The organism is Nocardia sp. NPDC059154, assembly GCF_042755705.1.
Taxonomy (GTDB): Bacteria; Actinomycetota; Actinomycetes; order Mycobacteriales; family Mycobacteriaceae; genus Nocardia.
Genome location: NZ_JBHZCS010000071.1, coordinates 1 through 20,765, shown reverse-complemented (window position 1 = coordinate 20,765; position 20,765 = coordinate 1). Strand labels below are relative to the sequence as shown.

General features: G+C 66.7%; 23 protein-coding genes. 14 read left to right on the top strand and 9 right to left on the bottom strand.

Going from position 1 to position 20,765, the window contains the following annotated elements; all coding sequences use genetic code 11:
- Positions 1-7: 7 nt before the first annotated feature.
- Both ACFXN1_RS41250 and ACFXN1_RS41245 read left to right on the top strand, forming a co-directional pair.
- Positions 8-646, top strand: coding sequence for a hypothetical protein (locus tag ACFXN1_RS41250; protein WP_379444407.1), 639 nt, complete (start codon positions 8-10; stop codon positions 644-646).
- On the top strand, positions 643-1,680 hold the full coding sequence (locus ACFXN1_RS41245) for an isopenicillin N synthase family dioxygenase (protein WP_379444408.1): 1,038 nt from the start codon (positions 643-645) through the stop codon (positions 1,678-1,680). Before ACFXN1_RS41250 ends, ACFXN1_RS41245 begins: the two co-directional genes overlap by 4 nt.
- Before the next feature lie 11 nt (positions 1,681-1,691).
- Here the strand turns inward: ACFXN1_RS41245 and ACFXN1_RS41240 are convergent, their stop codons facing one another.
- Both ACFXN1_RS41240 and ACFXN1_RS41235 read right to left on the bottom strand, forming a co-directional pair.
- Complete coding sequence (locus ACFXN1_RS41240) at positions 1,692-1,961, bottom strand: hypothetical protein (protein ID WP_379444409.1); 270 nt, start codon at positions 1,959-1,961, stop codon at positions 1,692-1,694.
- A 43-nt stretch (positions 1,962-2,004) separates the two neighbouring features.
- Complete coding sequence (locus ACFXN1_RS41235; RefSeq protein ID WP_379444411.1) at positions 2,005-2,625, bottom strand: TetR/AcrR family transcriptional regulator; 621 nt, start codon at positions 2,623-2,625, stop codon at positions 2,005-2,007.
- A 60-nt stretch (positions 2,626-2,685) separates the two neighbouring features.
- Between ACFXN1_RS41235 and ACFXN1_RS41230 the strand changes: the two genes are divergently transcribed.
- Positions 2,686-3,099 (top strand): PaaI family thioesterase, encoded by a 414-nt coding sequence (locus ACFXN1_RS41230; RefSeq protein ID WP_379444412.1) that lies wholly within the window; start codon positions 2,686-2,688, stop codon positions 3,097-3,099.
- Positions 3,100-3,412: 313 nt separating this feature from the next.
- Here the strand turns inward: ACFXN1_RS41230 and ACFXN1_RS41225 are convergent, their stop codons facing one another.
- The 3 genes from ACFXN1_RS41225 to ACFXN1_RS41215 form a co-directional block, all read right to left on the bottom strand.
- Positions 3,413-4,051, bottom strand: coding sequence for a hypothetical protein (locus ACFXN1_RS41225; RefSeq protein WP_379444413.1), 639 nt, complete (start codon positions 4,049-4,051; stop codon positions 3,413-3,415).
- Positions 4,052-4,493: 442 nt separating this feature from the next.
- Complete coding sequence (locus ACFXN1_RS41220; RefSeq protein ID WP_379444414.1) at positions 4,494-4,976, bottom strand: polyketide cyclase; 483 nt, start codon at positions 4,974-4,976, stop codon at positions 4,494-4,496.
- A gap of 245 nt (positions 4,977-5,221) precedes the next feature.
- A complete protein-coding gene (locus ACFXN1_RS41215; RefSeq protein WP_379444416.1) occupies positions 5,222-7,195 on the bottom strand; it encodes a YhgE/Pip family protein in 1,974 nt (657 codons plus the stop codon).
- Between the two features lie 178 nt (positions 7,196-7,373).
- Here ACFXN1_RS41215 and ACFXN1_RS41210 point away from each other — a divergent pair, with 178 nt between their 5' ends.
- The 7 genes from ACFXN1_RS41210 (at position 7,374) to ACFXN1_RS41180 (ending at position 13,864) form a co-directional block, all read left to right on the top strand.
- Entirely contained in the window at positions 7,374-8,393 is a 1,020-nt protein-coding gene (locus ACFXN1_RS41210) for an AraC family transcriptional regulator (RefSeq protein WP_379444417.1), read from the top strand.
- 181 nt (positions 8,394-8,574) lie between these two features.
- The gene (locus tag ACFXN1_RS41205) at positions 8,575-9,066 is read left to right on the top strand and encodes a hypothetical protein (protein ID WP_379444418.1); all 492 of its coding nucleotides are present in this window, start codon (positions 8,575-8,577) and stop codon (positions 9,064-9,066) included.
- A gap of 106 nt (positions 9,067-9,172) precedes the next feature.
- Positions 9,173-10,420, top strand: coding sequence for an MFS transporter (locus ACFXN1_RS41200; protein WP_379444419.1), 1,248 nt, complete (start codon positions 9,173-9,175; stop codon positions 10,418-10,420).
- A 4-nt stretch (positions 10,421-10,424) separates the two neighbouring features.
- A complete protein-coding gene (locus tag ACFXN1_RS41195; RefSeq protein ID WP_379444421.1) occupies positions 10,425-11,096 on the top strand; it encodes a class II aldolase/adducin family protein in 672 nt (223 codons plus the stop codon).
- Positions 11,096-12,028, top strand: a complete 933-nt coding sequence (locus tag ACFXN1_RS41190) for a carbohydrate kinase family protein (RefSeq protein ID WP_379444422.1) — start codon at positions 11,096-11,098, stop codon at positions 12,026-12,028. Before ACFXN1_RS41195 ends, ACFXN1_RS41190 begins: the two co-directional genes overlap by 1 nt.
- Positions 12,025-13,392, top strand: a complete 1,368-nt coding sequence (locus tag ACFXN1_RS41185) for a flavin monoamine oxidase family protein (protein WP_379444423.1) — start codon at positions 12,025-12,027, stop codon at positions 13,390-13,392. Before ACFXN1_RS41190 ends, ACFXN1_RS41185 begins: the two co-directional genes overlap by 4 nt.
- Before the next feature lie 13 nt (positions 13,393-13,405).
- Positions 13,406-13,864, top strand: coding sequence for an SRPBCC family protein (locus tag ACFXN1_RS41180; protein WP_379444425.1), 459 nt, complete (start codon positions 13,406-13,408; stop codon positions 13,862-13,864).
- Between the two features lie 100 nt (positions 13,865-13,964).
- Here ACFXN1_RS41180 and ACFXN1_RS41175 read toward each other — a convergent pair whose 3' ends face one another.
- Complete coding sequence (locus ACFXN1_RS41175; RefSeq protein ID WP_379444426.1) at positions 13,965-14,351, bottom strand: DUF1304 domain-containing protein; 387 nt, start codon at positions 14,349-14,351, stop codon at positions 13,965-13,967.
- Positions 14,352-14,702: 351 nt separating this feature from the next.
- Between ACFXN1_RS41175 and ACFXN1_RS41170 the strand changes: the two genes are divergently transcribed.
- Positions 14,703-14,912 carry a hypothetical protein gene (locus ACFXN1_RS41170; RefSeq protein ID WP_379444427.1) on the top strand — a complete coding sequence of 70 codons (210 nt, stop codon included), beginning with the start codon at positions 14,703-14,705 and terminating at the stop codon, positions 14,910-14,912.
- 266 nt (positions 14,913-15,178) lie between these two features.
- Here the strand turns inward: ACFXN1_RS41170 and ACFXN1_RS41165 are convergent, their stop codons facing one another.
- Positions 15,179-16,063 carry an NAD-dependent epimerase/dehydratase family protein gene (locus tag ACFXN1_RS41165; RefSeq protein ID WP_379444428.1) on the bottom strand — a complete coding sequence of 295 codons (885 nt, stop codon included), beginning with the start codon at positions 16,061-16,063 and terminating at the stop codon, positions 15,179-15,181.
- A 111-nt stretch (positions 16,064-16,174) separates the two neighbouring features.
- On the opposite strand from ACFXN1_RS41165, the gene ACFXN1_RS41160 reads away from it, so the two are divergent.
- Entirely contained in the window at positions 16,175-16,795 is a 621-nt protein-coding gene (locus tag ACFXN1_RS41160; RefSeq protein ID WP_379444430.1) for a TetR/AcrR family transcriptional regulator, read from the top strand.
- 269 nt (positions 16,796-17,064) lie between these two features.
- Here ACFXN1_RS41160 and ACFXN1_RS41155 read toward each other — a convergent pair whose 3' ends face one another.
- Together ACFXN1_RS41155 and ACFXN1_RS41150 are read right to left on the bottom strand one after the other, a co-directional pair.
- On the bottom strand, positions 17,065-17,628 hold the full coding sequence (locus tag ACFXN1_RS41155; RefSeq protein ID WP_379444431.1) for a TetR/AcrR family transcriptional regulator: 564 nt from the start codon (positions 17,626-17,628) through the stop codon (positions 17,065-17,067).
- Entirely contained in the window at positions 17,628-18,566 is a 939-nt protein-coding gene (locus ACFXN1_RS41150; RefSeq protein WP_379444432.1) for an oxidoreductase, read from the bottom strand. Before ACFXN1_RS41150 ends, ACFXN1_RS41155 begins: the two co-directional genes overlap by 1 nt.
- Positions 18,567-18,585: 19 nt before the next feature.
- On the opposite strand from ACFXN1_RS41150, the gene ACFXN1_RS41145 reads away from it, so the two are divergent.
- The gene (locus tag ACFXN1_RS41145; protein ID WP_379444434.1) at positions 18,586-18,717 is read left to right on the top strand and encodes a hypothetical protein; all 132 of its coding nucleotides are present in this window, start codon (positions 18,586-18,588) and stop codon (positions 18,715-18,717) included.
- A gap of 773 nt (positions 18,718-19,490) precedes the next feature.
- Positions 19,491-20,765: protein kinase (locus tag ACFXN1_RS41140; RefSeq protein ID WP_379463873.1), on the top strand; the 1,275-nt coding region annotated here is incomplete at its 3' end.

Below are 20,765 nucleotides of genomic sequence, written 5' to 3'. Positions count from 1 at the left end.
GGTGTCGATGACCGATTGCGCGGGACTGTGGCAGCGCACTCTGCTCGTGGATCCCTGCGGCGTGTATGACACCACGACGGATGTGCGCTGGCTGCAAGGGATCACCCGGTTCGTGGACCTGCGCCGGGCGACGCCGCGACCGGACTTCTCCGGCGTCCGCAGCGCCGCCGATCTGACCGCCGGCCACTGGGCGTGGCTGGACACTCAGGACGGATTCGCGGGCACGCTCACCCAACGCGCGGACATCTTCCACTGGCAGCGGCGAGTCGAATTACAGCCGCCGGGACCGCATCCCGACGAGGGTGCGATGAGCTACGCCGACGGCGTGCTCGTCGAAGCCGGGGTGCACGCCGACTATTTCGAGCACTGGATACGGGCCGCCGCCCCCGGACCCTGCTGGGCCATGGATCTCGAATCTCCAGCCGGAGGCAGCGCCCTCGTGCTCCGGGTAGGCGACCTGTTCGGCTGGGCACACCGCGATCCCGCCGGGGCCGTGGAGCTTTCGCTCGGCACCATCGCCGACGGGGAATGGCTGATCACCGATTCATCCCTGCCCTATCGGGAAGGGCAATTCCTGCAATCCCTCTGGGCCGCACCCGAACATGACTGGCGGATCAGCTACACGGAAGGAAACGTGACCGCATGAGCAAAGTGACTTCGTTCACCTCGGTCCCGGTGATCGACATCTCAGGACTTCGTTCCGATGAGCTGTCCGATCGCCACGCCGTCGCCGCCGAAATCGGCAAGGCCGCACGGGAAGTCGGATTCTTCTACATCAGCGGAACGGGCATCGACCCGAAACTCTTCGACGAACTGCTCGCCGCCACCGAGGCGTTCTTCGAGCTCCCGCTCGAGGAGAAGATGCGGTCCTACATCGGGCTCTCCCGCTGCCACCGTGGCTACGTGCCGACCGGCGAGGAGGGTGCCGCCAAGGTGAAACCCGACCTCAAGGAAGCCTTCGACACCGCGTTGGACCTGCCGGCCGACGATCCTGACTACTTGGCGGGCAACCCCATGCTCGGCCCCAACGTCTGGCCCGAGCTCCCGGGCTTCGACACCACGGTGACTGCCTACTACCAGGCCGTCATCGATATCGGGCGGCAGTTGCTGTGGGCCTTCGCCATCGCGCTCGACGAGGACCCCGACACCTTCCTGCGCTACGCCACCAAGACTCCGAGCCAGCTGCGCCTGATCCACTACCCGTACGATCCATCCGCCGATGACGCGGTCGGCATCGGCGCGCACAGCGACTTCGAATGCTTCACCCTGCTCAAACCCACCGCGCCCGGCCTCGAGGTGCTCAACGGCGCGGGACAGTGGATCGACGTCCCGCCGCTTCCCGACACCTTCGTCATCAACATCGGCGACATGCTCGAACTGTGGACCGCCGGCGAATTCGTCGCCACCACACATCGCGTCCGCAAGGTGAAGGAGGAGCGCTACTCCTTCCCGCTGTTCTTCAACGTCGACTACGACACGGTGGTGCAGCCACTGCCGCAGTTCATTTCACCAGACCGCCCGCAGCGTGCCCCGCTGCGTGCCGGTGAGCATCTGTTCGCGCAGACCGCCCAGATCTTCGGATACCTGCGCAGACGGCTGGAATCCGGCGAGCTCGAACTCCCGGCCGGTTCCCTGCCTTTCGGATCGTTCGGTCAGGAGGCCCGTCAGGCAATCTCCTGACCGCGGTCCACTCAGTTCCGCTGTGCCCGTGCTGCTGCGGAGACCGTAACGGCGAGAAGCGCTGCAACGGTGAGGATTCCGGTACTTATCAGGTAGGCAAGCTGAAGCGCGAAACCTCGCGATACACCGGCGACGAGCGGGACCGTCTGCCGGTGCATCGCGACGGTATCGAGCACGCCGAGGCCCAGCGCGTTGCCGGGCTGCTGGGGGGTCATCAGTCGCGAGGCGAGACTGCTGATATCCGAATAGGTTTCGCCGGCGGCCGCGATGGTGATCGACACGAGATCAACGGGGCCGAGGAGGCTGTGCGTCGCGAAGACGTCGTCAACCTGCGCTGGTCCCGTGAAATTCGGGCTGCTCGCTATGGCTGCTGTTCAGGAGAGTGCGGACCATAGCGGGTACTTGGGTGTCGAGTTCGGTAGGTATCGGCCGGTCGGCCGTGAGATATCGCCGCACCGCCGCATAAGGTAGGTCGATTACGGCGAGAATGATTGTCGCCGTGGACAATCCGGTTTCAGTGCGTAATGAGTGGACCAATCCGCGGACAGCGGCATCCCACCGCGCTGTTTCAGCAGCGCGCTCCTCGCGTGCGATGGCAGGCCAGCTCTGAGGCGCGAACTGGTGGATACCCGCGAGCAGGACCTGTGCGTCGAGTGGGTTGTTGCGGCACCACCGCACGACGTGGCCCGCGATCGCGGTGGCCGCCTCGACCGGATCGTCCCTGTCGAATAGGGCGTACGCGTTCCGATGTAGATGTCCGACGGCTCTGTTCCACAGAGCGGCCAGCAACGACGGCCGATCGGCGAACCGATGGTAGACCGACCCGCTCGGTGCACCGGATTCCCGGATCACTGCGGACATCGTGACGCCGGCGGGACCCTCCGTGGCCAGTAGCCGCGCAGCAGTGTCGAGGATCACCGCGGTGTCGTGTACGAATCTCACCACCTTGTAGAGACTACACTCTAGAACTCGCTGTAGAGTGATCTCTCTACAAGAGAGGTACCCATGACTTTTACTGCCGAAGACGTCTACCGACTCGCTCCATTCGTCCGCACTCTCGGAGTGGAGTTCACCGAACTCACACCCTCAGCAGTCGCCGCCCACCTGACCCACGTCGCCGAATTGTCGACAACGGGCGGCGGACTGCACGGCGGTGCGCTGATGGGGTTGGCCGACGCCGCAGCCGCAGTGTGCGCCGCCCTCAACTCCGTGCCGGGGGCGCTGCCCGCGACGACTGACTCGACGACGCATTTCCTGCGCCCAGTCCACGCAGTGGCGCATGCAGTCGCCACACCGATGCGCGTCAGCCGTTCCGCGGTGGTGGTGAGTGTCCAGATCACAGACGAGTCGGGTGCGTTGTGCGCCCATGTGATCCAAACGGTGCAGATGCGTGTCGGCGCAGGGCAGCCCGCGGCGTGACAGGCCGCGTCAGTGTCGGGACCGCCGGTGGCTGCACGTTGCGGTAGCCGGCACCACCACGGCTGGGTGAATGACGTTACGGCGCAACGGATTCCCGCAGTGCCGCCGAACACCCGCAGTGGCGGGCGAACACCAGCATCGTCGACGGGATCGCCACCACCTACAAGGCACTGACCATATGACCCCGCGCAGCCCTGACAGGGCAATATCATTCGGCCCACCCTGAAGGGTGGGCCGAATGGTGTGCGTGATCCGGTCCGACTCATGAAGGAGTCTCCGCGAGGCTGGTGGAGAGGACCCCTCGCCGAGAGATTCAGCGTCGCGTGCGACCGAGAGGCGCTCTCTGAGTGGTGGGTAGCTGACTTTTTACGAGTTCATCCGCTGCAGCCCGGATCTTGCCGCGATGCTCCGCGAACTCGACAGCAAATGCAGTGCGGGTCATCTGTGTCGCGTTCTGCTCGACCGCTCGGTCGATCACGTCGAGCAGTTGCACCGTGAGATCGACATGGCGACCCAATTCGATAAGGTGAGCTGGTGTATTGATCGGCCGTAGCATTGGTTGTTCGCCGCTGGTTGTGGAGTTGAGTACCGACCCTCGTCGTTCAGGTCCGTACTCAGGGGCGGTTTCTGCGACCAGCAGGCGGGTTGCCAGCAAGGTGCGGTTCAGGTCGCTGAGCGCGCCGAGCTGTCGTGTTGCTAGCTCGCGAAGCTCTGCTACCGCCTCCGAACTGGGACCGGACCCACCAGGGATCGGTTCACGAGAAAGCAGATAGGTGTACCTCGTCGACGTGGTTGTCCATGCGTTCACGTAATGGGCAACCTCAGCGACCGCAGCACGCAGTCGTTCACTTTTCGTGTCCGCTTTGTCGGAGGTGGCTCGTCGGAGACTGATCAGGCTCCACGCGTTGGAAGCTACCAACGCGACGAGTGCGATCAGAACTGCCCAAGTCATTCGAGAATTATGTCGTGGCAGTCGATTTCAATCCATGGCGGTGTGGTCTGTTTCTGATCCGCGGTGTGCGATGCGCGGTCGCCGTCGGTCAGTCTGGTCGCCGACCGGTGAGAGCAGTGATCGAATAGAGCCCGAGTTCGACATCGGCGGTTGAGTTCGCTTCTCCAGTCTGTAGATCGTTGTCCTTGTCAGCGAACGAGACGACCGTGACCTTGTCTGCCGAGACGCCGGGGACGTCAACGTGAACGCGGTGCGATTTGGCGCGATCGGTGCCTCGATCGGATCAGCTCACGATGTGATTGTTGGAGCAGGCCGTGATGGCCAGGAAGCGGATCGGTGGCCGGACCGGCTCGTTGGGGCCGTGCGACCTATCGCCGTCGACTGGTAGCGAATCGCCCAGTCGCAGTGCGTATTCCGAATCGCCGTGGAAGTAGATCAAGCATCACTTGGCCGCGAGGGACGATCTCTGTACAGTGCGGGCGAGGATGCCGAGGGTGGCTCGGAGTGCCGACTCGGGGATGATCGGGAAGGCGGCCGCCTCGCGGTAGCGGGGCGCGATCTTGCTCCAGTCATAGTACGAGCTGACCAGTGTGCCGATGTCGCTGGGCTCCAGGCGATAGCCGTACAGGTGCTCGATCGGGGGTTGAATGATGCCCGAGACTGTCCATTCGAGCTGCCTGTCCTGCTCGAATTCCGTGATGATCACTGTCACGTCGTACTTGCCCATCGGGATGTCATTGAGCGACTCGCGGTCCATGTGCACGATGAACTCGTCGCCGACGCCGGTGACGGGCTTTCCCTCCGCCGATTGCAGCATGCCCGAACTGTCGATGGCTACATGCCCTTCGGGGGAGCACAGCAGCGTGAAGATTTCCGAGGGTGAAGCGCTGATCTGTCTCTGGACCTCGAACCGTTCTATTGTCATGTACTCCACAGTATTAGATCCCCGTAGGCACCCATATGGTGCCTACGGGGATCTGCGTTGAGTGCTGGCCAGGGCGAGAAGCTTTCGTAACCAGTGGTGGCGGTCTGCGGTCTCTGCCTGTCAGCCACCGGATGCCAATCGGGGAAGCCCTCGCACGCTAGCGCACATCAATGGGTCCCGAACCCCGAAAGAGGTGCGCTATCGGGGACTCGAACCCGCCGGTTCCGTGGTCCCGTCAAGGCTTCCTAAGTCGGTTGCGGGACCAGTTGTACCGGGTGGGCGGATGGCTGGTCGGTCATCCGGTTTCGGGCGTACCGCACGCTGATCATGAGGGCGACCGATCCCGCGATCATCATCAGCAGCATGAGAATCGAGACCCAGAACATCTGGTCGTAGAGGGCGATGTCCGCGCGGACGACGGCGCGGCGCGCGTAGGTCATCGGCGCGATGACCTCGAACGGTTTGAAGGCGGAAGGTGTTGTGCCGGAGGGGAATACGCCGCCGAAGGCGAACGTCTGGAACATGAAGAACGCGAATGCGGCGATCGAGCCGGGCGTCTGCCCGAACAGGACGACGAACAGTTGGGTCGTCAGGGCGGCGGCGATTCCGACCAGGACCACGACCGCCGCCATGGCCGGCCACTGGTGTGGTGCCCAGCCGACCGAGCTCGCGTAGACCGCCGCCGCGGCCGTGAGGGCGATACCGCAGACCAGGCCGATCCCGCTGCCGCGCAACACTGGACCGGCAGCGCGACGCCACGGCGATCCGGACTCCCGACCTCGCAACGGGCGCAACAGCATCCACAGCACGACGGCGGCAAGGAAAGCGCCCATCACCACGATGACCGGGCCCGCGCCACCCGCGATCTCCTTGTGGCTCCGGTCGCCGTTGCGCACGATCTGGCTCGGTTCCTGATTGCGGATATCCATGACGACAGGCTCGGCGACCATGTTCGCGGAGCCGTCGGTGTTCGCGATGTGCGGAGCCGCGGCCGCGCCGTCGCGAAGTCCACCGTTGAGCTGGTTCGCGCCGTCGCCGAGCTGGGTCACGCCGTCCTGGAGCTGACGGCCGCCTTCGTCGAGTTGCCGCAGCCCGGTGGCCAGCTCGTTGGCCCCGGTGGCGAGTTGTCCAGCGCCGTCGCGCAATTGACCGCCGCCGTCGGCGAGGGCGAGGACTCCGGCGCGGTAGTCGGCCTTCGGATCGGTCAGCTGGCGAGCCAATTCGGCTGTGCCGTCATGCAGTTGGTTCAGCTGACCGGCGAGCGAATCCGGATTGGTGCTGCTCAGCTGGTCGAGCAGGCTGGTCAACTGGGCGGCGGTGTCGGCGGTCGCCGGATCGGCCCGCAATCGCTCCAGTAGCGGCCGGAGATTGTCTGCGAGAGCGCCCGCGGGCTTGACCAGCGCCAACAGGGGATCGACGATCTGGTTCACCCCGTCGCGGATCTGCACGGCTCCCGACCCCAATTGGTCTGTGCCAGTGACCAATTGCCCGGCTCCCGTGGCGAGTTGGGTCGCTCCGGTGCGCAGATCGCCGGCGCCCGTGGCGAGTTGCGCGGAGCCGGTAGCGGCACTGTCCAGGCCAACCTTCAACTGGCCGGAACCGTCGGCGAGCTGACCGACACCCTCCGCCAGCTGCGTCGCACCCTGGGCGGCGTCGCCGAGTCCGGAACCGAGGCTGTTGATGCCTACGAGTATCTGCCCGGCGTACTCGCGGCCGATGGTCTTCGTGATCTCGCGCTGCGCCTCGGTCACCACGCTGTTCGCGACGGCGGGGCCGAGTGTGCCGTTGAAGTCGTTGTACAGCACCGTGATTCGTGCCTGCTTGGGCTGCGGGTCGGTGACGGTCAGGACATTGCGGGTGAAGTCCCCGGGGATGACGACGGAGAAGGCGTAGCGGTTCTCCCGCAGTCCACGATCAGCTTCGGCGCTGCTGACCCGATGGAATTCCAGTTCGCCGCTGCCGGTGAGATTGTCGAGGATGTCCGCACCGATGTTCTGGGTCCGGCCGTCGGAGACGCCTCCAGTGTCGTCATTGGCGATGGCCACCGGAACGTGCTTCAAGTACAGCTCGGGGTCCCACATGATCCACATGTAGACGGCCGAGAACAGCGTCGGTACGACGAGTACCAGTACGATCAGCGCCCGTGTCAGCCAAGTCGCGGGTGGTGTGCGGATCTTCGCGCCGATCCGAGCGGGAAGGGATTTCGAATTCTCTGCCACCACGAGGACTCCAATATCGAGTGCTTCAGAACTTGGGGCATGAAGCTACATGGTCACTTGTCCAGTTGCGTGGCATTTACAAGATTTTCATACGGGAAATCGGCGGGTAAACCGCGGTGTTGCCTACTCTTGGGCATGTGACCAGCTTGAGGTTGGTGCCGTCCGGGGATCGGGCCGCATGAACGAACGAATCGATCTGCCGATCATCCCGCCCACCATCTTGAGCGGGGCCGTGGAGATCGGCCGACGTGTAGGAGTCGAGGTCGACGCGTGGTTCGTCGGTACCGGGCTCGATGTCGCGCACCTGCTGGCTGCCGATACGGTCAAGGTGTCGTTTCGCCAGGCGGCGGCGGTGCTGCGACGGGCCGTGCGGGACATGCCCGACAAGCCGCTCGGCATGCTGGTGGGCGGCCGGGACATGCTGCTGTCGATGGGGATGCTCGGGGTCGCTATGCGCTCCTGTGCCACGGTCGGCGACGCGGTGTCGGTAGCGCTCGATCTGCATCTGGCCTCGGGCAGCCTCGTCGACGTGGATCTCGAGTACTTCGATGACGAGGTCGCGTTGCGGTTCCGGGAACGTCGGCCCGAGCCCGAGCTGCGCCGGTTCCTCGTCGAAGAAGCCCTGTCCACTCTGATGGTGTTCGCGCGCACGGTCGTTGGTGGGGACTGGTCACCGTCCCGGGTGGAGCTGACCTACCCGCCCCCGCCATATGCCTCGGAGTACGCGCGTTTCCTGCGCTGCCGGGTGGAATTCGGCGCCGACGCCAATCGCGCCTTCCTTCCCGCGAGGGCACTCGATATCGCCTTCTCGACCCACCACGAACCCACCCGGACGCTCGCGGTCGACGCCTGCCGCCGATTGCTGGGTATCGGCCGTGAGGAGTCCGATGTGGTGGCCGCGGTCGAGGCCGTTCTCGAACGGGACCTGCGTCATCCGCTATCGGCGGCCGACGTCGCCGGTCATCTGCATATGTCCGAACGCACCCTGCGCCGTCAGTTGGCCGTGGCCGAGCAGAGTTTCAGCGCCATAAGAGACCGGGTGAGACAGCGTCACGCGATCCTTCTGCTTCGGGGATCCAGCCTGCCGGTCGCGGTCGTCGCGCGTGAGGTCGGATACAGCGATATCAGGGACTTCCGGCGCGCCTACATCCGCTGGACGGGACGACCGCCCAGTGCCGAGCGGCGGCTCGCGGGCTGAAGGGGGAATATCGGCCATTGTGGGGGCGTGTGCGGTCAGCGTGCGGCCGCCGCGTGCGACGGCGTTCACCCGGTCTTAGATTTCTGCCCAGCCGCTGGTCACCTTGCCGACATCGAGCAGTGCAGCCGAGCGGCGTCGAATCCCTTCGCGAACGCGACCAAGAATCAACGAAGGATCCACCATGCGGAACAGTGCAAGTACCCGGATGACTCTGGCGGTCGCCACTGCGGCCTTGGTCGCGCTCGGCGCGGAAGCCGCAACCGCCAATGCCGCGCCCGCGGTGGCCTCGGATCTGGCTCCCGTCCAGGCCGCGCCCGCCGCTCTCGTTCACGCCGCCGACAATGCGGCTTCGCCCATCCAGTCCGCGACGCCCATCGACGCCCAAGCCGACATCAACAATGCGTTGAATCAGGCCGGAAACGAATTCATGCTCGCCGCCACGGCGGGCACCATGGCAGGCGGCGTGATCGGGCTGGCCGCGGGCTGTGCAGTCGGAGCTGTTGTCGGCGCGATCGGCGGATGCATCCCCGGGCTGGCGATCGGTGCCGCGATCGGCCCGATCATCGGCGGTGTCGTCGTCGGTGTTCCCGCCGGTCTGGCCGCGCTCGGTCAGGCGTACGCCACCCTGAACGCGGCGGGTGAAATCAGCGCACCGCTGCCCGCTCTGCCCTGACTGGGGAGCTGTCAGCTCTGACCGGAGTACGTGCGGGACCGTCGACCGGCGGTCCGCACGTACTCCGCCGCTCTCCGCACATGGCTAGCGCAAATTGGGAGTCACCGTGAAGAACCGCGCCGAATTCATCAGTCTGGCATGCGCTTACGCTGCTCAAGGGCTCGGTTACGCGGCACTCGTCACAGTTCTTCCGCAACTCGAGACGAGGCTGCGCATCGGTGAGACGACGGTGTCGTTGTTGCTGCTGGGTGTGTGCGTCGCGGCAGCGGCGGGTTCGGCGCTGGCCGACCTGGTGGCGGTGCGTTGGGGAAGCCGGCAGGCGCTGTGCTCGGGGCTGGTCCTGGAAGCGGTTGCGCTGGTGGCGATCGCTTGGCTCACCGACTTCGATGTCTTCGTCTTTGCCTTGGCTGCGTACGGAATCGGCCTCGGTATGGTCGACGCCGCATCCAACATGCAAGGTGTGCTCGCGCAAAATCGCAGCAATACTTCACTGTTGGGGCGGTTGTACGCCGCGTACACCGCGGCGGCGGTGGGCGGCGCGTTGCTGGTCTCGGCTTGTCTCGCGACTACCTCGTCGCTGCTTCCGCTCCTGCTGACCGCGGCCGGGCAGCTGGCCGTCGCATTCGCCGGCATCCGGTTGTTCGATCGGGCGCGGGCCGCCCATCGGCCCCACGACGACAGCACGCGGCGAGACCCGTTGCCGCGCAGCGGAATCTGGTTCATCGGGTTGCTGGTGCTCGCGGCGTTCACCGTCGATTCGGCGGTTTCCGCTTGGGGCACCGTGTATCTGGCGGACGGTCTGCATGTCGCGAGCGCGGCCGCGCCGCTGGGGTATGCCGCCTATCAGGCGGCGGTGTTCCTGGCTCGGCTCGCCGTGGATCCGGCGGTACGGCGCTTCGGCCGCACGCGGCTCGCCACCGCGGCCACGGCGGTCGGGGTGTCCGGATGTGGTGTCGTCGCAGCCGTCCCCACCCTCGTCGGAGCGGTTGCCGGGTTCGCCGCCGCGGGTGTGTGCACCGGAATCCTGGTGCCGATCGCGTTCGGGGCGGCGGGCGACCTACGGCCCGAACGCAGCGACGAAGTGATCGCCCGGGTCAACCTGTTCAACTATGCCGGAGCCGTCGCGGGTGCGGTGGCACTCGGACTGGTAGCGGCAGGTCCCGCCCTCGGCTACGCGTTCGCGATCCCCGCCGTCGTGCTGCTCGTCGCCACACCCGCCCTGCGGCGCCTGCGCCATGAACACCGTCCATCGATCTCCCGAAGGGCTCTCCGGTCGAGTGTTCGAATGGCGTTGACAAGAAACGCGATCCGCCGCCCGACCGCGGTCGGCGGCCGACCGAGAGAGGTGCGGTGATCCCATGTCACACAGGGAATTCGACGAAGCCCGCGCGGCGGTGGCCGCAGCGGCCCGGAAGTTGGCCGCGGCCGGGTTGCTGATCGGCACCGCTGGCAATGTGAGTCTCCAAGTGGACGGACACGTGGCCGTGACCGCGACCGGAGTCCGGCTCGCGTACGCCGGACCCGAGGACGTCACCGTCGTGGATCCGGCCGGGCGAGTGATCGCGGGTGAGTTCGCGCCGACCTCGGAACTGGAGCTGCATCTGGGCGTGTACGCGCGGTTCGACACGGACGCGGTGGTGCACACCCACGCGGTCGAGTCCACCGCGCTGTCGTTGATCGTGGACGAGATCCCGTGCGTGCACTATCAGCAGTTGCTGCTCGGCGGTGCGATCCGGGTGGCTCCGTTCGCCACCTTCGGCACCCCTGAACTGGCTGCCCACGTGCTCGCCGCGCTGGACGGCAAGCGCGCCGCGCTGATGGCCAACCATGGTGCGGTCGCCCTCGGCTCCAGCCTGGACGACGCGGTGGAGAACACGCTGCTGCTGGAGTGGCTGTGCGAGATCTACCGCAAGGCAACGGTTTCGGGCCCGGTGCGCACGCTCAGCGAAGGACAGCAGCTGGCCGTCGTCGAGGCCGCGCTACGCCGCGGCTACGGCACCAGACATCGTTTGGAAGAACAGGACACGTAGTGAGCCAATCGATCATTTGCCTGGGAGCGCACGTGTTCGACGTGCAGGTGCGGCCGGTGCAGGCGATCCCCGACGGGCAGGGCGCGACCCTGGTCGAGCAGATCCGGTTCAGTCCCGCGGGTACCGCCGGCGGGACAGCGCTCACGTTGGCGAAACTCGGTGCGGCCGTGCGCTGCGCGGGCGCCATCGGCACCGACCCGATCGGGGATCTGCTACTCGCCATGCTCGGCGCACGCGGCATCGAAACCTCACTGCTGTTGCGGCGCAAGGACGTTCAGACCTCCGCGTCGGTGCTGCCCATCCGGCCGGACGGCAGTCGTCCCGCCTTCCACGTGCCCGGGGCCAACCTGACCTACGGGCCGGCCGACGCTCCGCACGAGGAGATCGCCGGCGCCACCCACCTGCATCTGGGCGGACCCGAACTGATCGGCGGGGAGGCAGCGGCACAGATCCTCGAACCCGCCCGCGCCGCGGGTGTCGTCACATCGGCCGATCTGCTCGCCTCGGGCGATCCGGGCGTGCTGGTCTGGATCGCCCCGGCGCTGCCGCATCTGGACTATCTGCTGCCCAACGACGATCAGGTGCTCGGCTGCACCGGTGCCGCCACCCTCGAGCAGGGCTGCCGCGAATTGGTGGACCGCGGCGTCGGCTGCGTCGTCGCGACCCGCGGCGCGCAGGGCGCGCTGGTGGTCACCGCCACTGAGACGTTCGCGGTTCCGGCCTTCGCCACCGACGTCGTGGATACCACCGGGTGCGGGGACGCCTTCTCGGCCGGTTTCCTGCGCGGTATCGCCCTGGGCCGCGATCTGCGCGCCTCCGCCGTATTGGGTTGCGCGGCAGCCGCGCTCGTGGCGCAGGGGCTGGGCAGCGATCACGGTGACTTCGATCTGGCCGCCGCCGACACCTATGCGGAAGGGACCGCCACGCTGTGAGTGAGAAGACGGACGTCATCGTCGTGGGCGCGGGGCTGGCGGGCCTGTCCGCCGCCCGCGAACTGGTCACCGCGGGACTGAATGTCACTGTCCTGGAGGCTCGTTCGCGCGTCGGCGGTCGTACCCTGAACCACGACCTCGGGGACGGCCGGGTGGTCGAGGCGGGCGGCCAGTTCGTCGGCCCCACGCAGGATCACATCCTCGGGCTCGCCCGCGACCTCGACGTGCAGACCTTCCCCGCCTACACCGAAGGCGCCAGCGTGTACGTGCGCGGTGATTCCGCGCGTCGTTTCACCGGGGACATCCCGCCGGACGTGCTGGCGCTGCCGGACCTGGGTGTCGCCATGCACCGGATCAACGCTCTGGCCCGCACCATCCCGGTCGACGCACCCTGGCGCGCGGAACAGGCGCACAAGTGGGACGGCATGACCTTCGAGAGCTGGCTGCGCGGCACCACGCTCACCGACGGCGCGCTGGACCTGGTGAACCTCTTCCTCGGTTCCGCCTACGGCGGGTCCGCCGCCGACGCCTCGTTGCTGTTCAGCCTTTGGTACATAGCCGGTTTCGGCAACGAGACCACGCCGGGCACCATCGACCGCGGCATCGGGGTCACTGGCGGAGCCCAGGAATCCCGTTTCATCGGTGGCTCCCAACGTATTTCGGAGCTCATGGCCGAGCAACTGGACGGCCGGGTGGTGCTGGATTCCCCGGTGCGGCTGATCGAGCAGGATGCGCACGGCGTGCGTGTGACCGCCGACTCCGGCGTGTACCGCGCGGCACGGGTGATCGTGGCCGTGCCGCCCGCTCTCGCGGCGCGCATCGCGTGGCGTCCGCTCCTGCCGCCGCAACAGGACGCGCTGTTCTCCCGCTCTGCCTTCGGCACCTTGATGAAATGCGAAGCGGTGTACCCGGAACCGTTCTGGCGCGCCGACGGACTCAACGGCCAGGGCGTGTTCCGCGCCGATTCCCCCGTCTGTTCCATGTTCGACAACACCCCGCCAGAAGGCGGCCCGGGTGTGCTGATGGGTTTTGTCGGCGGCGCGCAGTGGCGTAAATGGGCGCAACGGCCACCGAGGGAACGCCGTGGCGCGGTGCTGCGGCAGTTCGCGAAGATCGCGGGCAAGGACGCGCTGCGGCCGGTCGACTATTTCGAAATGGACTGGACCACAGAGGAATGGACCCGTGGCGGGCCGACCTCGGTTCCCGGCACCGGCGTGCTGTCGAGTCTGGGCGCCTGGCGAGACACCCCGTACGGCCTGGTGCACTGGGCGGGCGCCGAGCACGCCGACCACTGGAACGGATTCATGGACGGCGCAGTGCGCTCCGGCCGCGACACAGCCCGCGCCGTCCTCGTACAGATCTGATGAAAGGGCATCCATGACAGGGCATTTCGAAATCTCCGAACGCGCGGTGATCCCCGCCCCGGTCGAACGGGTGTGGGAGGTCGTCTCCGACACCGGCCGCTACGCCGAATGGGTGGCCGCAGTACTGGAAGTGACCGACCACCACGGCACCGCCGAACTCGGCAAAACCTACTCCGAGCGCAACCGCACCCTCGGCCCACTGACCACCCGATCCCTCTGGACGGTCCGCGAAATCGAACCGCTGCGACGCCGCGTCGATACCGGCGTCGGATTCGAACCACTCCGAGAGATGACCAATATCTTCGAATTCCGTCCGGTCGACGGCGGAACGGAAATGACATATGCGGTCCGATATCGGATAGATCCCGCCCTCTTCGGGCGGCTGTTGCATCGCGTCGTGCAACCCGGTACCCGCCAGGGCATGCGAGCGTCGATGTCCAATCTGGCCGATCTGATCGTCGCGGAAGGCTGACCACCGGTCACCAGCGCTTCTTTGTGGTGCGCAATCAGGGATTTCCTCTACCACTTTCGCGTGCCGTGTTGGATCGGCGCACTGCTCGATCGGCCGTCAGTCAGACAATTAGTCCGAACGCCAGGGCGATCACCCCCAGTGCCGGAATCACACCCTGCTTCGCCGCCGCGGCGGCCCGACCCGGATTCGACAGCACCAGTACCGAACTCGCCGCGACCATCGACCCGGCCCCGGTGAATACCAGCGTTGCACCGACTGCATGCTGCCCCGCGGCATAGACGATGATCCCGACGAACACCGCAAGAGCTAGAAACAGGTTGTAGAACCCCTGATTGAAGGCGAGTTCGCGCTGCGCCTCCGCCTGTTCCCGGCTCATCCCGAAGGTCTTGCGAGCAAGCCCGCCCGTCCAGCCGATCGACTCGAGATAAAAAATGAACATGTGCACAACCGCCGCTACAGCAGCGAGTACAAGCCCCACGATGACCATGGCAACCCTTCCGATCGACTCGGTATGACCAGAGCGCCTCTACCTGCACCGGCACTGTTCGATCAACAACATAGCGGATCCTCACCGCTTCGGCCGCCCGCCGCCACGACGCCTGTCTTCCTCGGCGCCAAGGAAATTCGGCGACCGAGCCCAGTCCCATCCCATGGCTCGCCGATGTCTGGCCCAACCACGACTCGGCGATGCTGGTCAGCAACGTCACCCAGTACGGATACGAATGGCTGAACGGATCGAAACCACGGCGGCTTCAGCTACATTGGCCACGCCGATCCAACGAGGACCTCGCCATACACTTGCGGCAAGCCCGAGTGTCGCCGCGCCCTCAAGATCGGTGTGGCTGGGCGGAATCGACCCGATTGCAGTCTCACCGTCGCCGCGGACTCAACCCCCTGGTCCGAGGTCGAGAACATCGTCTTCAACCAGATTGTCCTCCTGCACATGCTCCGGATCGGCAAGAACAGCTACGCCGACCTCCACCTGCTCGGCAGCCGACCGACCGCCGCGGCCGGCGTCAGCATCTTCACCGGTGAGTACCTGCTCTAGTCGTACTGGCGAAAGCCCCAGAGCCCACGAGCTCCGGGGCTTTACCCATATCCAATAACGATCAGCGGGTGATCTTCGACCAGCGTTCGTGAGCGGACTGACGGGTGATGGAACCCCGTGACGGGCGTCGCAGTCATCACCTTCGACGAGCTGTACCCACGCGCTTGCTTCATCGTGGAAGACCACCGCGCCGCCCTGGGCCCTGGTGCTGCGCCAATGATGTGTGAGGACCGCCCCGGTTGGCGTGGAAGGCGGCGGCTCGCTGCTCAGCGGGTGGTGAAGTAGTGGCCGTCTTCGAGGTCGGCGATCAGGCCGGGGTGGGTGGGCTCCCAGCCGAGCAGCTTGCGGGTCTCGGCATTGTTCATGGTGATGTCGAGGCCGATGAACGGGAAGCCCTGGAAGTGCACAGCGGCCTGGTCGGCGGGGATGCTCGCGGCAGGGATGTTCAGGTGCCGGCCGATGACCTCCGCGATTTCGCGCACCGTGATGCCTTCTTCGGTCGCGGCATAGAGCTGAGCTCCGGTCGGGGCCTTGTCCAGAGCGAGTCGGAACAGGCGGCCGATGTCGAGGGTGTGCCCGGCGGGCCAGTGGTTGGCGCCGTCGCCGACATAGCCGGACACGCCGGTGGACCGGGCGATCTTGATCAGGGTCGGAACGAAGCCGATCCGGTCGCGTGAGCTGTGGGTGACCGGCGGGATCGCGACCAGCATGCTGCGCACGCCCTGCTCGGTGAAGCCGGCGACGGCGCGGGCCACAGTGGAGCGCGGGTTGGCATCTATGGCCGCGTCCCGCTTCGGGTCGCCGGTGCGGGTCAGGCCGACGCCAATCAGCGCCTTGCCAGTGCCGGCCAGGGCCTCGCCCAGCGTTTGGGCTACAGCGAGGTCGGTGGCCACGGCTCCTGCGAAGTCGCCTGCGGCCATGGCCGCGTGATCGAAGGCCAGGTGGACAACCGCGTCGGCCTCGGCTGCTGCCTCGCGCAGACCGGCCAGGTCGGAGAGGTCGCCGCGGTGTGTCCGGGCGCCCATGGCCTCGACAGCGGCGGCTGAGGCCTCGGAGCGGACCAACCCGACGACGTCGTGTCCAGCCTGGACGAGCTCGGGCACCACGGCCGAGCCGATGTGGCCATTGGCACCGGTGACAAATACACGCATAGCAGTACTCCTCGGTACGCCTCACCCGGTCGGGCGAGGCCATTGATGTTACTTGGTAACATCACCATAGCTCGAGCGACGTTACTAAGTAACATCGCTTAGTCTGTCTGCATGGCTCGATGGGAACCCAATGCAAGGGAACGGCTGGCGCGTGCCGCGCTCGACCTGTTCGTGGAGCAGGGTTACGACGCCACCACTGTCCAGCAGATCGCCGATCGGGTCGGCCTGACCAAGATGACGTTCTTCCGGCACTTCCCGGACAAGCGGGAGGTGCTGTTCGCCGGCCAGGAGACGCATGTCCGGGTGCTGGCCGAGGCCATCGTCGCGGCGCCGGTCGGGGCGACCCCGATGGAGGCGATCCACACGGGCCTGAAGAGGCTGGCGGCCCTGTTCACCGACACCAACCGCGCCATGGGAGCCCAACTGCACCAGGTCATTGCCGCCAACGCCGAACTGCTGGAACGCGCTGCCTTCAAGCGCGCGATACTCGTGCAGGCCACAACCGCCGCCCTCGCGGAGCGCGGCGTGCGCGAGCCGACCGCGGGGCTCGCCGCCGAACTGGGCATCGGCGCCTTCTACCGTGCCTTCGGCCAGTGGGCCGAACTCACCCACCAGGCGACGTTGGCCGAACTCACCCACCAGGCGCTCGACGAGCTGGTGGCCGCCGCGGCTGGGCTCGTAGCCGACTCTCGTCCAGCTGACGGTTCGTCGGCCGCACCGCCGACCGCTTAGGTTCGGTCCGAGCGCGACCACCTTGCGCCAGCACACCGACAGCGTGCGGATTCTGCACCAGCGCATGGATATCGACCGCCATCTGTGACGCCGGATCAGCGAAGCCACCTGCCCGGAAACCATCGCTGCTGGTCAAGCCATCGTTGTTATTTTTCGCGGTTGTTTCTCGCGCGACTACTACCGGGACCCCAAGGAGGAGAACGGCGCCCTCGTGCAGACCGCCGGGCTACGCACGTTCTCCCCTGCCCTGCTCGAGGGCATCAGGGCGGTCACTCGGGCCGGGTGATAGCCCGCCAGCAGGCGCGGGCAATGTCGTCGAGTTGCGCCTCGGTCAGCTCGATGCCGCTGGCGGCCAGGCGGATGGCCGGGCCGAAGCCGAGCTCGTAGAGCACGTCGAGTGGCAGCGGTAGCAGTCGTGCGGCGATATCGGGCACGACTGCCTGGGCCAGGAGCAGGTTGTCATCGTCGGCGAGGGTGGCCTCGTGGGCAGGGGTGCGGTAGGGGGAGTGCTCCACCTGCAGCAGGAACCGTGCGTGTTCCGGGTTCGCCGCGAGATACCGGTGGCAGGACAGCCACAGGGTGTGGAAGCGCTGTTCGGCGGTGGGGTGCGGGGGCAGGCCCGCCGTGGCCGCGTGGCCGAGCGCGGCCTTGGTCTCGGCGTAGGCGGCCAGCACCAGCTCGTCCTTGGAGGAGTAGTGGGTGTACGCGGTCCCGGTGGCCACCCCTGCCTCGCGGGCGACGGCGTTCATGGACGCACCGTGGAAACCGTTGCGTGCCACCAGGCTGCGCAGGGCGGCGCGCACGGCTGCCGCCCGGTCCATCGGTGCTGTCATCACGCGCCGGCCTGAGCGCGCACGTCGATCGCGACGCCGGTTTCGCGCTCGGAGACCTCCCAGAGCTTCGCGATCGCGCGGTCCATCCCGATCCTGCGCAGGATCGGTTTGCGGACCGGTGCTCCGCTGTTGACGAACAGCGGGCCGTAGAACTCGCCGCCCTCGGCGGCCGGGTCGGTTGCCGCGCGTAGTTGCGACAGGGCTCCATTGTCGGCGGACATGCCGGTGCCCCGGGTGATGGCGTGGGCGAGTCGCTGGGAGACACCGCCGCCCGAGCCCTCCACGCTGGTCGCCTGCAGGTTGGTGTCGGACAGGCCCGGGTGTGCGATCAGGCTCACCGTGTGCGCGCCGGCCTTCTCCAGCTCGCGCTGCAGTCCGAGTCCGAAGTGGAAGTTCGCGAGCTTGGCCTGGCCGTAGGCGCGCCAGGGTCCGTAACGACCCTCCAGATGTGGGTTGGCCACGTCGACGTGACGGCCCCAGTGGTGCGCGGTGCTGGTCACCGTCACGATCCGGGATCCGGGCGTGCGCAGCAGCGCGGGCAGCAGCAGCGCGGTGAGCGTCCAGTGGCCCAGGTGGTCGACGGCGAACTGCATCTCGAAACCGTCGACCGTCCGCGCCTCGGCGATCGCCATGACGCCTGCATTGTTGACCAGAAGATCGAGACGCTCGTGTGCGGCCAGGATCCGCCCCGCGGCCTCCTTCACCGAGGCCTGCGAGGACAGGTCCAGCGCGACCAGCTCCAGTGACGCCTCTGGCACACTTGCCCGGATCTCTTCGACCGCGGCAGCGGCCTTGTCCTGATTGCGCACGGCCATCACGACATGCGCACCCTTCGCCGCGAGTTCCCGGGCAATCACCAGCCCGAGCCCGCCGTTGGCGCCGGTGACCACGGCCGTGCGGCCATGCTGGTCAGGGATATCGGTTGCAGTCCAGCTCATCTCTCACACCTCCGAATGAATGTTCATTCAGCCTACGCCACGCATTCCCGACCCGTCCAGTGGGGGCGGGAAGGGGTGTGGGGACCAGATCCACGAAAAGGGCATCGCGTTCGTCATCACGCTGCTCGCGGATCCGGCCTTCGATTACTGATCCACAGCTTGCCTGCCCCCGGCGCGCCGCCCCGATATTCATAGAAGCTCGGATTCACGGCCTGTACCGGGGTCCCTTACGTGGCGGCACTGGCATGTTCGGACTGGTGGGGTGTGCTGTCCGGTGCCCGGCGCGGCAGGTGGAGGACCCGAGACAGCTTGTGGTCGGATCTGTGCTTCAGCAGGGGTAATTGCCGTCGGGATTCGGTGTCATGCTGCCGATCCCGATGAGCATCTCTTTGATGTGTGCCGTCGTAGGCGGTGGCAGCGCGACCAGGAAGCCACGAATCCCATGAGCTGCCCGAGTCCGCTTCGGGGCCATCGGTTTCCGGGGCCGGCGGCTCGGGCAGCCGATCCCGCGAGTTCGGCAGTGGCTCGGATTCCGGCAAGGTTGCTGCTCCCCCTCGATTCAGCAGGCCCACAAGGGCCGACCACTCATTCCAACATCATTCAGTGGAGTCGCCGACGACCGTAACCCGTTGCGGGACAAAAGGTCGGAACACATGGAACCCGGGACGCGGGCCCGGATCCCCCGGCGGAGTGCAGGAACGGGAGGCCGGAACGCCGTGGAGATCGGGACGACATACCCCCAACAAGCGACAACCCCGGCGGATACAGCCCGCCGGGGTTGTCGCTTGTTGGGGGTTCCGGTAGTAATCGCCGAAAAAACAACGGATATGCGTATCGTCATGGGCGATAGGCTGAAGCACCGTCGAAAGGTGAGTTGATCATGTCCGGTGCTCACAGCCGTACCGAGAGGATCGCGCGCGGCCGATGATCGACGACGCCGCGAACCGTACCCGCCGTGACGTGAGCATGGCGGTAGCGGAGGAGTTGCGTGCGGTCGGCTTCGAGGACGCCGAAGAGATCGGTTGCGGCGGTTTCGGTGCGGTTTATCGCTGTCGGCAGGTGGGGTTGAATCGCACGGTTGCGGTGAAGGTCCTGACCGGGGAATTGGACGAGGAGAACCGGGCGCGGTTCGTGCGGGAGCAGCGGGCGATGGGCCGGCTGACCGGGCATCCCAATATCGCCACCGTGCTGGAGGCCGGTGTCACCAGCGGCGGGCGGCCCTATCTGGTCATGCCGTATTACCCCTCGGACCCGCTGGATGCGCGGATCCGGCGGCACGGTCCGCTTCCGGTGGATGACGTGCTGCGGATCGGGGCCGGGATCGCCGGGGCGCTCGAGAGCGCGCATCGGCTGGGCATCGTGCATCGCGATGTGAAGCCGGGCAATATTCTGTTCACCGATTACGGTGCGCCTGCCCTGACCGACTTCGGAATCGCGCGCATCCCAGGCGGGTTCGAAACGGCTGCCGACATTGTGACGGCATCGCCGGCGTTCACCGCGCCGGAGGTGCTCGAGGGCCACGCTCCGACTCCCGCCGCCGATGTCTACGGGCTCGGTGCCACCTTGTTCTGCGCGCTGACCGGGCATGCTGCCTACGAGCGGCGCAGCGGCGAGCAACTGGTGGCCCAGTTTGTGCGGATCAGCCGGGGGCCGGTGTCGGACCTGCGCGATAGCGGCTTCCCCGCCGAGGTGTGCACCGTCGTGGAATCGGCGATGCACCGCGATCCCGAGCAGCGGCCCTCCGCAGCGGAACTCGGCGAGGCCATCCGGCAGGTACAGCAACGCTGTGGCTACCCGGCTGGTGAGATGGCCCCGCGCAGCGACCCCGCCGCCGCCCGCGACCACGAGCCGCAGAACCGTCAGCCGGCCTCGTCGCAAACCGTAGGACGCGGCGGCAAAGTGCTGCCCGAGTTGACCAGCTTCGTCAACAGGCGTGCCGAGCTGACCGAGCTCAAGCACCTGCTGACCGTGTCGAGGCTGGTGACGCTGGCCGGGATGGGCGGCGTGGGCAAGACCCGGCTGGCGCTGCAGGCGGCCTCGGCTGTTCGACGCGATTTCGCCGATGGGGTGTGGGCGATCGATCTGGCCGACGTGCGTGATCCGACGCTGGTGGCTCCCATCGTCGCTGCCGCGCTGGGCGTGCGGGTCGATTCGGCCCGGCCGGTCCACGACACTCTGGTCGAGTTTCTGCGATCCCGT

What these genes read in the sequence shown, in the direction of transcription:
- ACFXN1_RS41250 (WP_379444407.1), top strand. Translation starts at nt 8, where the DNA reads ATGACCGATTGCGCGGGACTGTGGCAGCGCACTCTGCTCGTGGATCCC.
- ACFXN1_RS41245 (WP_379444408.1), top strand. Translation starts at nt 643, where the DNA reads ATGAGCAAAGTGACTTCGTTCACCTCGGTCCCGGTGATCGACATCTCA.
- ACFXN1_RS41230 (WP_379444412.1), top strand. Translation starts at nt 2,686, where the DNA reads ATGACTTTTACTGCCGAAGACGTCTACCGACTCGCTCCATTCGTCCGC.
- ACFXN1_RS41225 (WP_379444413.1), bottom strand. Translation starts at nt 4,051, where the DNA reads ATGACTTGGGCAGTTCTGATCGCACTCGTCGCGTTGGTAGCTTCCAAC.
- ACFXN1_RS41220 (WP_379444414.1), bottom strand. Translation starts at nt 4,976, where the DNA reads ATGACAATAGAACGGTTCGAGGTCCAGAGACAGATCAGCGCTTCACCC.
- ACFXN1_RS41210 (WP_379444417.1), top strand. Translation starts at nt 7,374, where the DNA reads ATGAACGAACGAATCGATCTGCCGATCATCCCGCCCACCATCTTGAGC.
- ACFXN1_RS41205 (WP_379444418.1), top strand. Translation starts at nt 8,575, where the DNA reads ATGCGGAACAGTGCAAGTACCCGGATGACTCTGGCGGTCGCCACTGCG.
- ACFXN1_RS41195 (WP_379444421.1), top strand. Translation starts at nt 10,425, where the DNA reads ATGTCACACAGGGAATTCGACGAAGCCCGCGCGGCGGTGGCCGCAGCG.
- ACFXN1_RS41180 (WP_379444425.1), top strand. Translation starts at nt 13,406, where the DNA reads ATGACAGGGCATTTCGAAATCTCCGAACGCGCGGTGATCCCCGCCCCG.
- ACFXN1_RS41175 (WP_379444426.1), bottom strand. Translation starts at nt 14,351, where the DNA reads ATGGTCATCGTGGGGCTTGTACTCGCTGCTGTAGCGGCGGTTGTGCAC.
- ACFXN1_RS41165 (WP_379444428.1), bottom strand. Translation starts at nt 16,063, where the DNA reads ATGCGTGTATTTGTCACCGGTGCCAATGGCCACATCGGCTCGGCCGTG.
- ACFXN1_RS41160 (WP_379444430.1), top strand. Translation starts at nt 16,175, where the DNA reads ATGGCTCGATGGGAACCCAATGCAAGGGAACGGCTGGCGCGTGCCGCG.
- ACFXN1_RS41155 (WP_379444431.1), bottom strand. Translation starts at nt 17,628, where the DNA reads ATGACAGCACCGATGGACCGGGCGGCAGCCGTGCGCGCCGCCCTGCGC.
- ACFXN1_RS41150 (WP_379444432.1), bottom strand. Translation starts at nt 18,566, where the DNA reads ATGAGCTGGACTGCAACCGATATCCCTGACCAGCATGGCCGCACGGCC.
- ACFXN1_RS41145 (WP_379444434.1), top strand. Translation starts at nt 18,586, where the DNA reads ATGTTCATTCAGCCTACGCCACGCATTCCCGACCCGTCCAGTGGGGGC.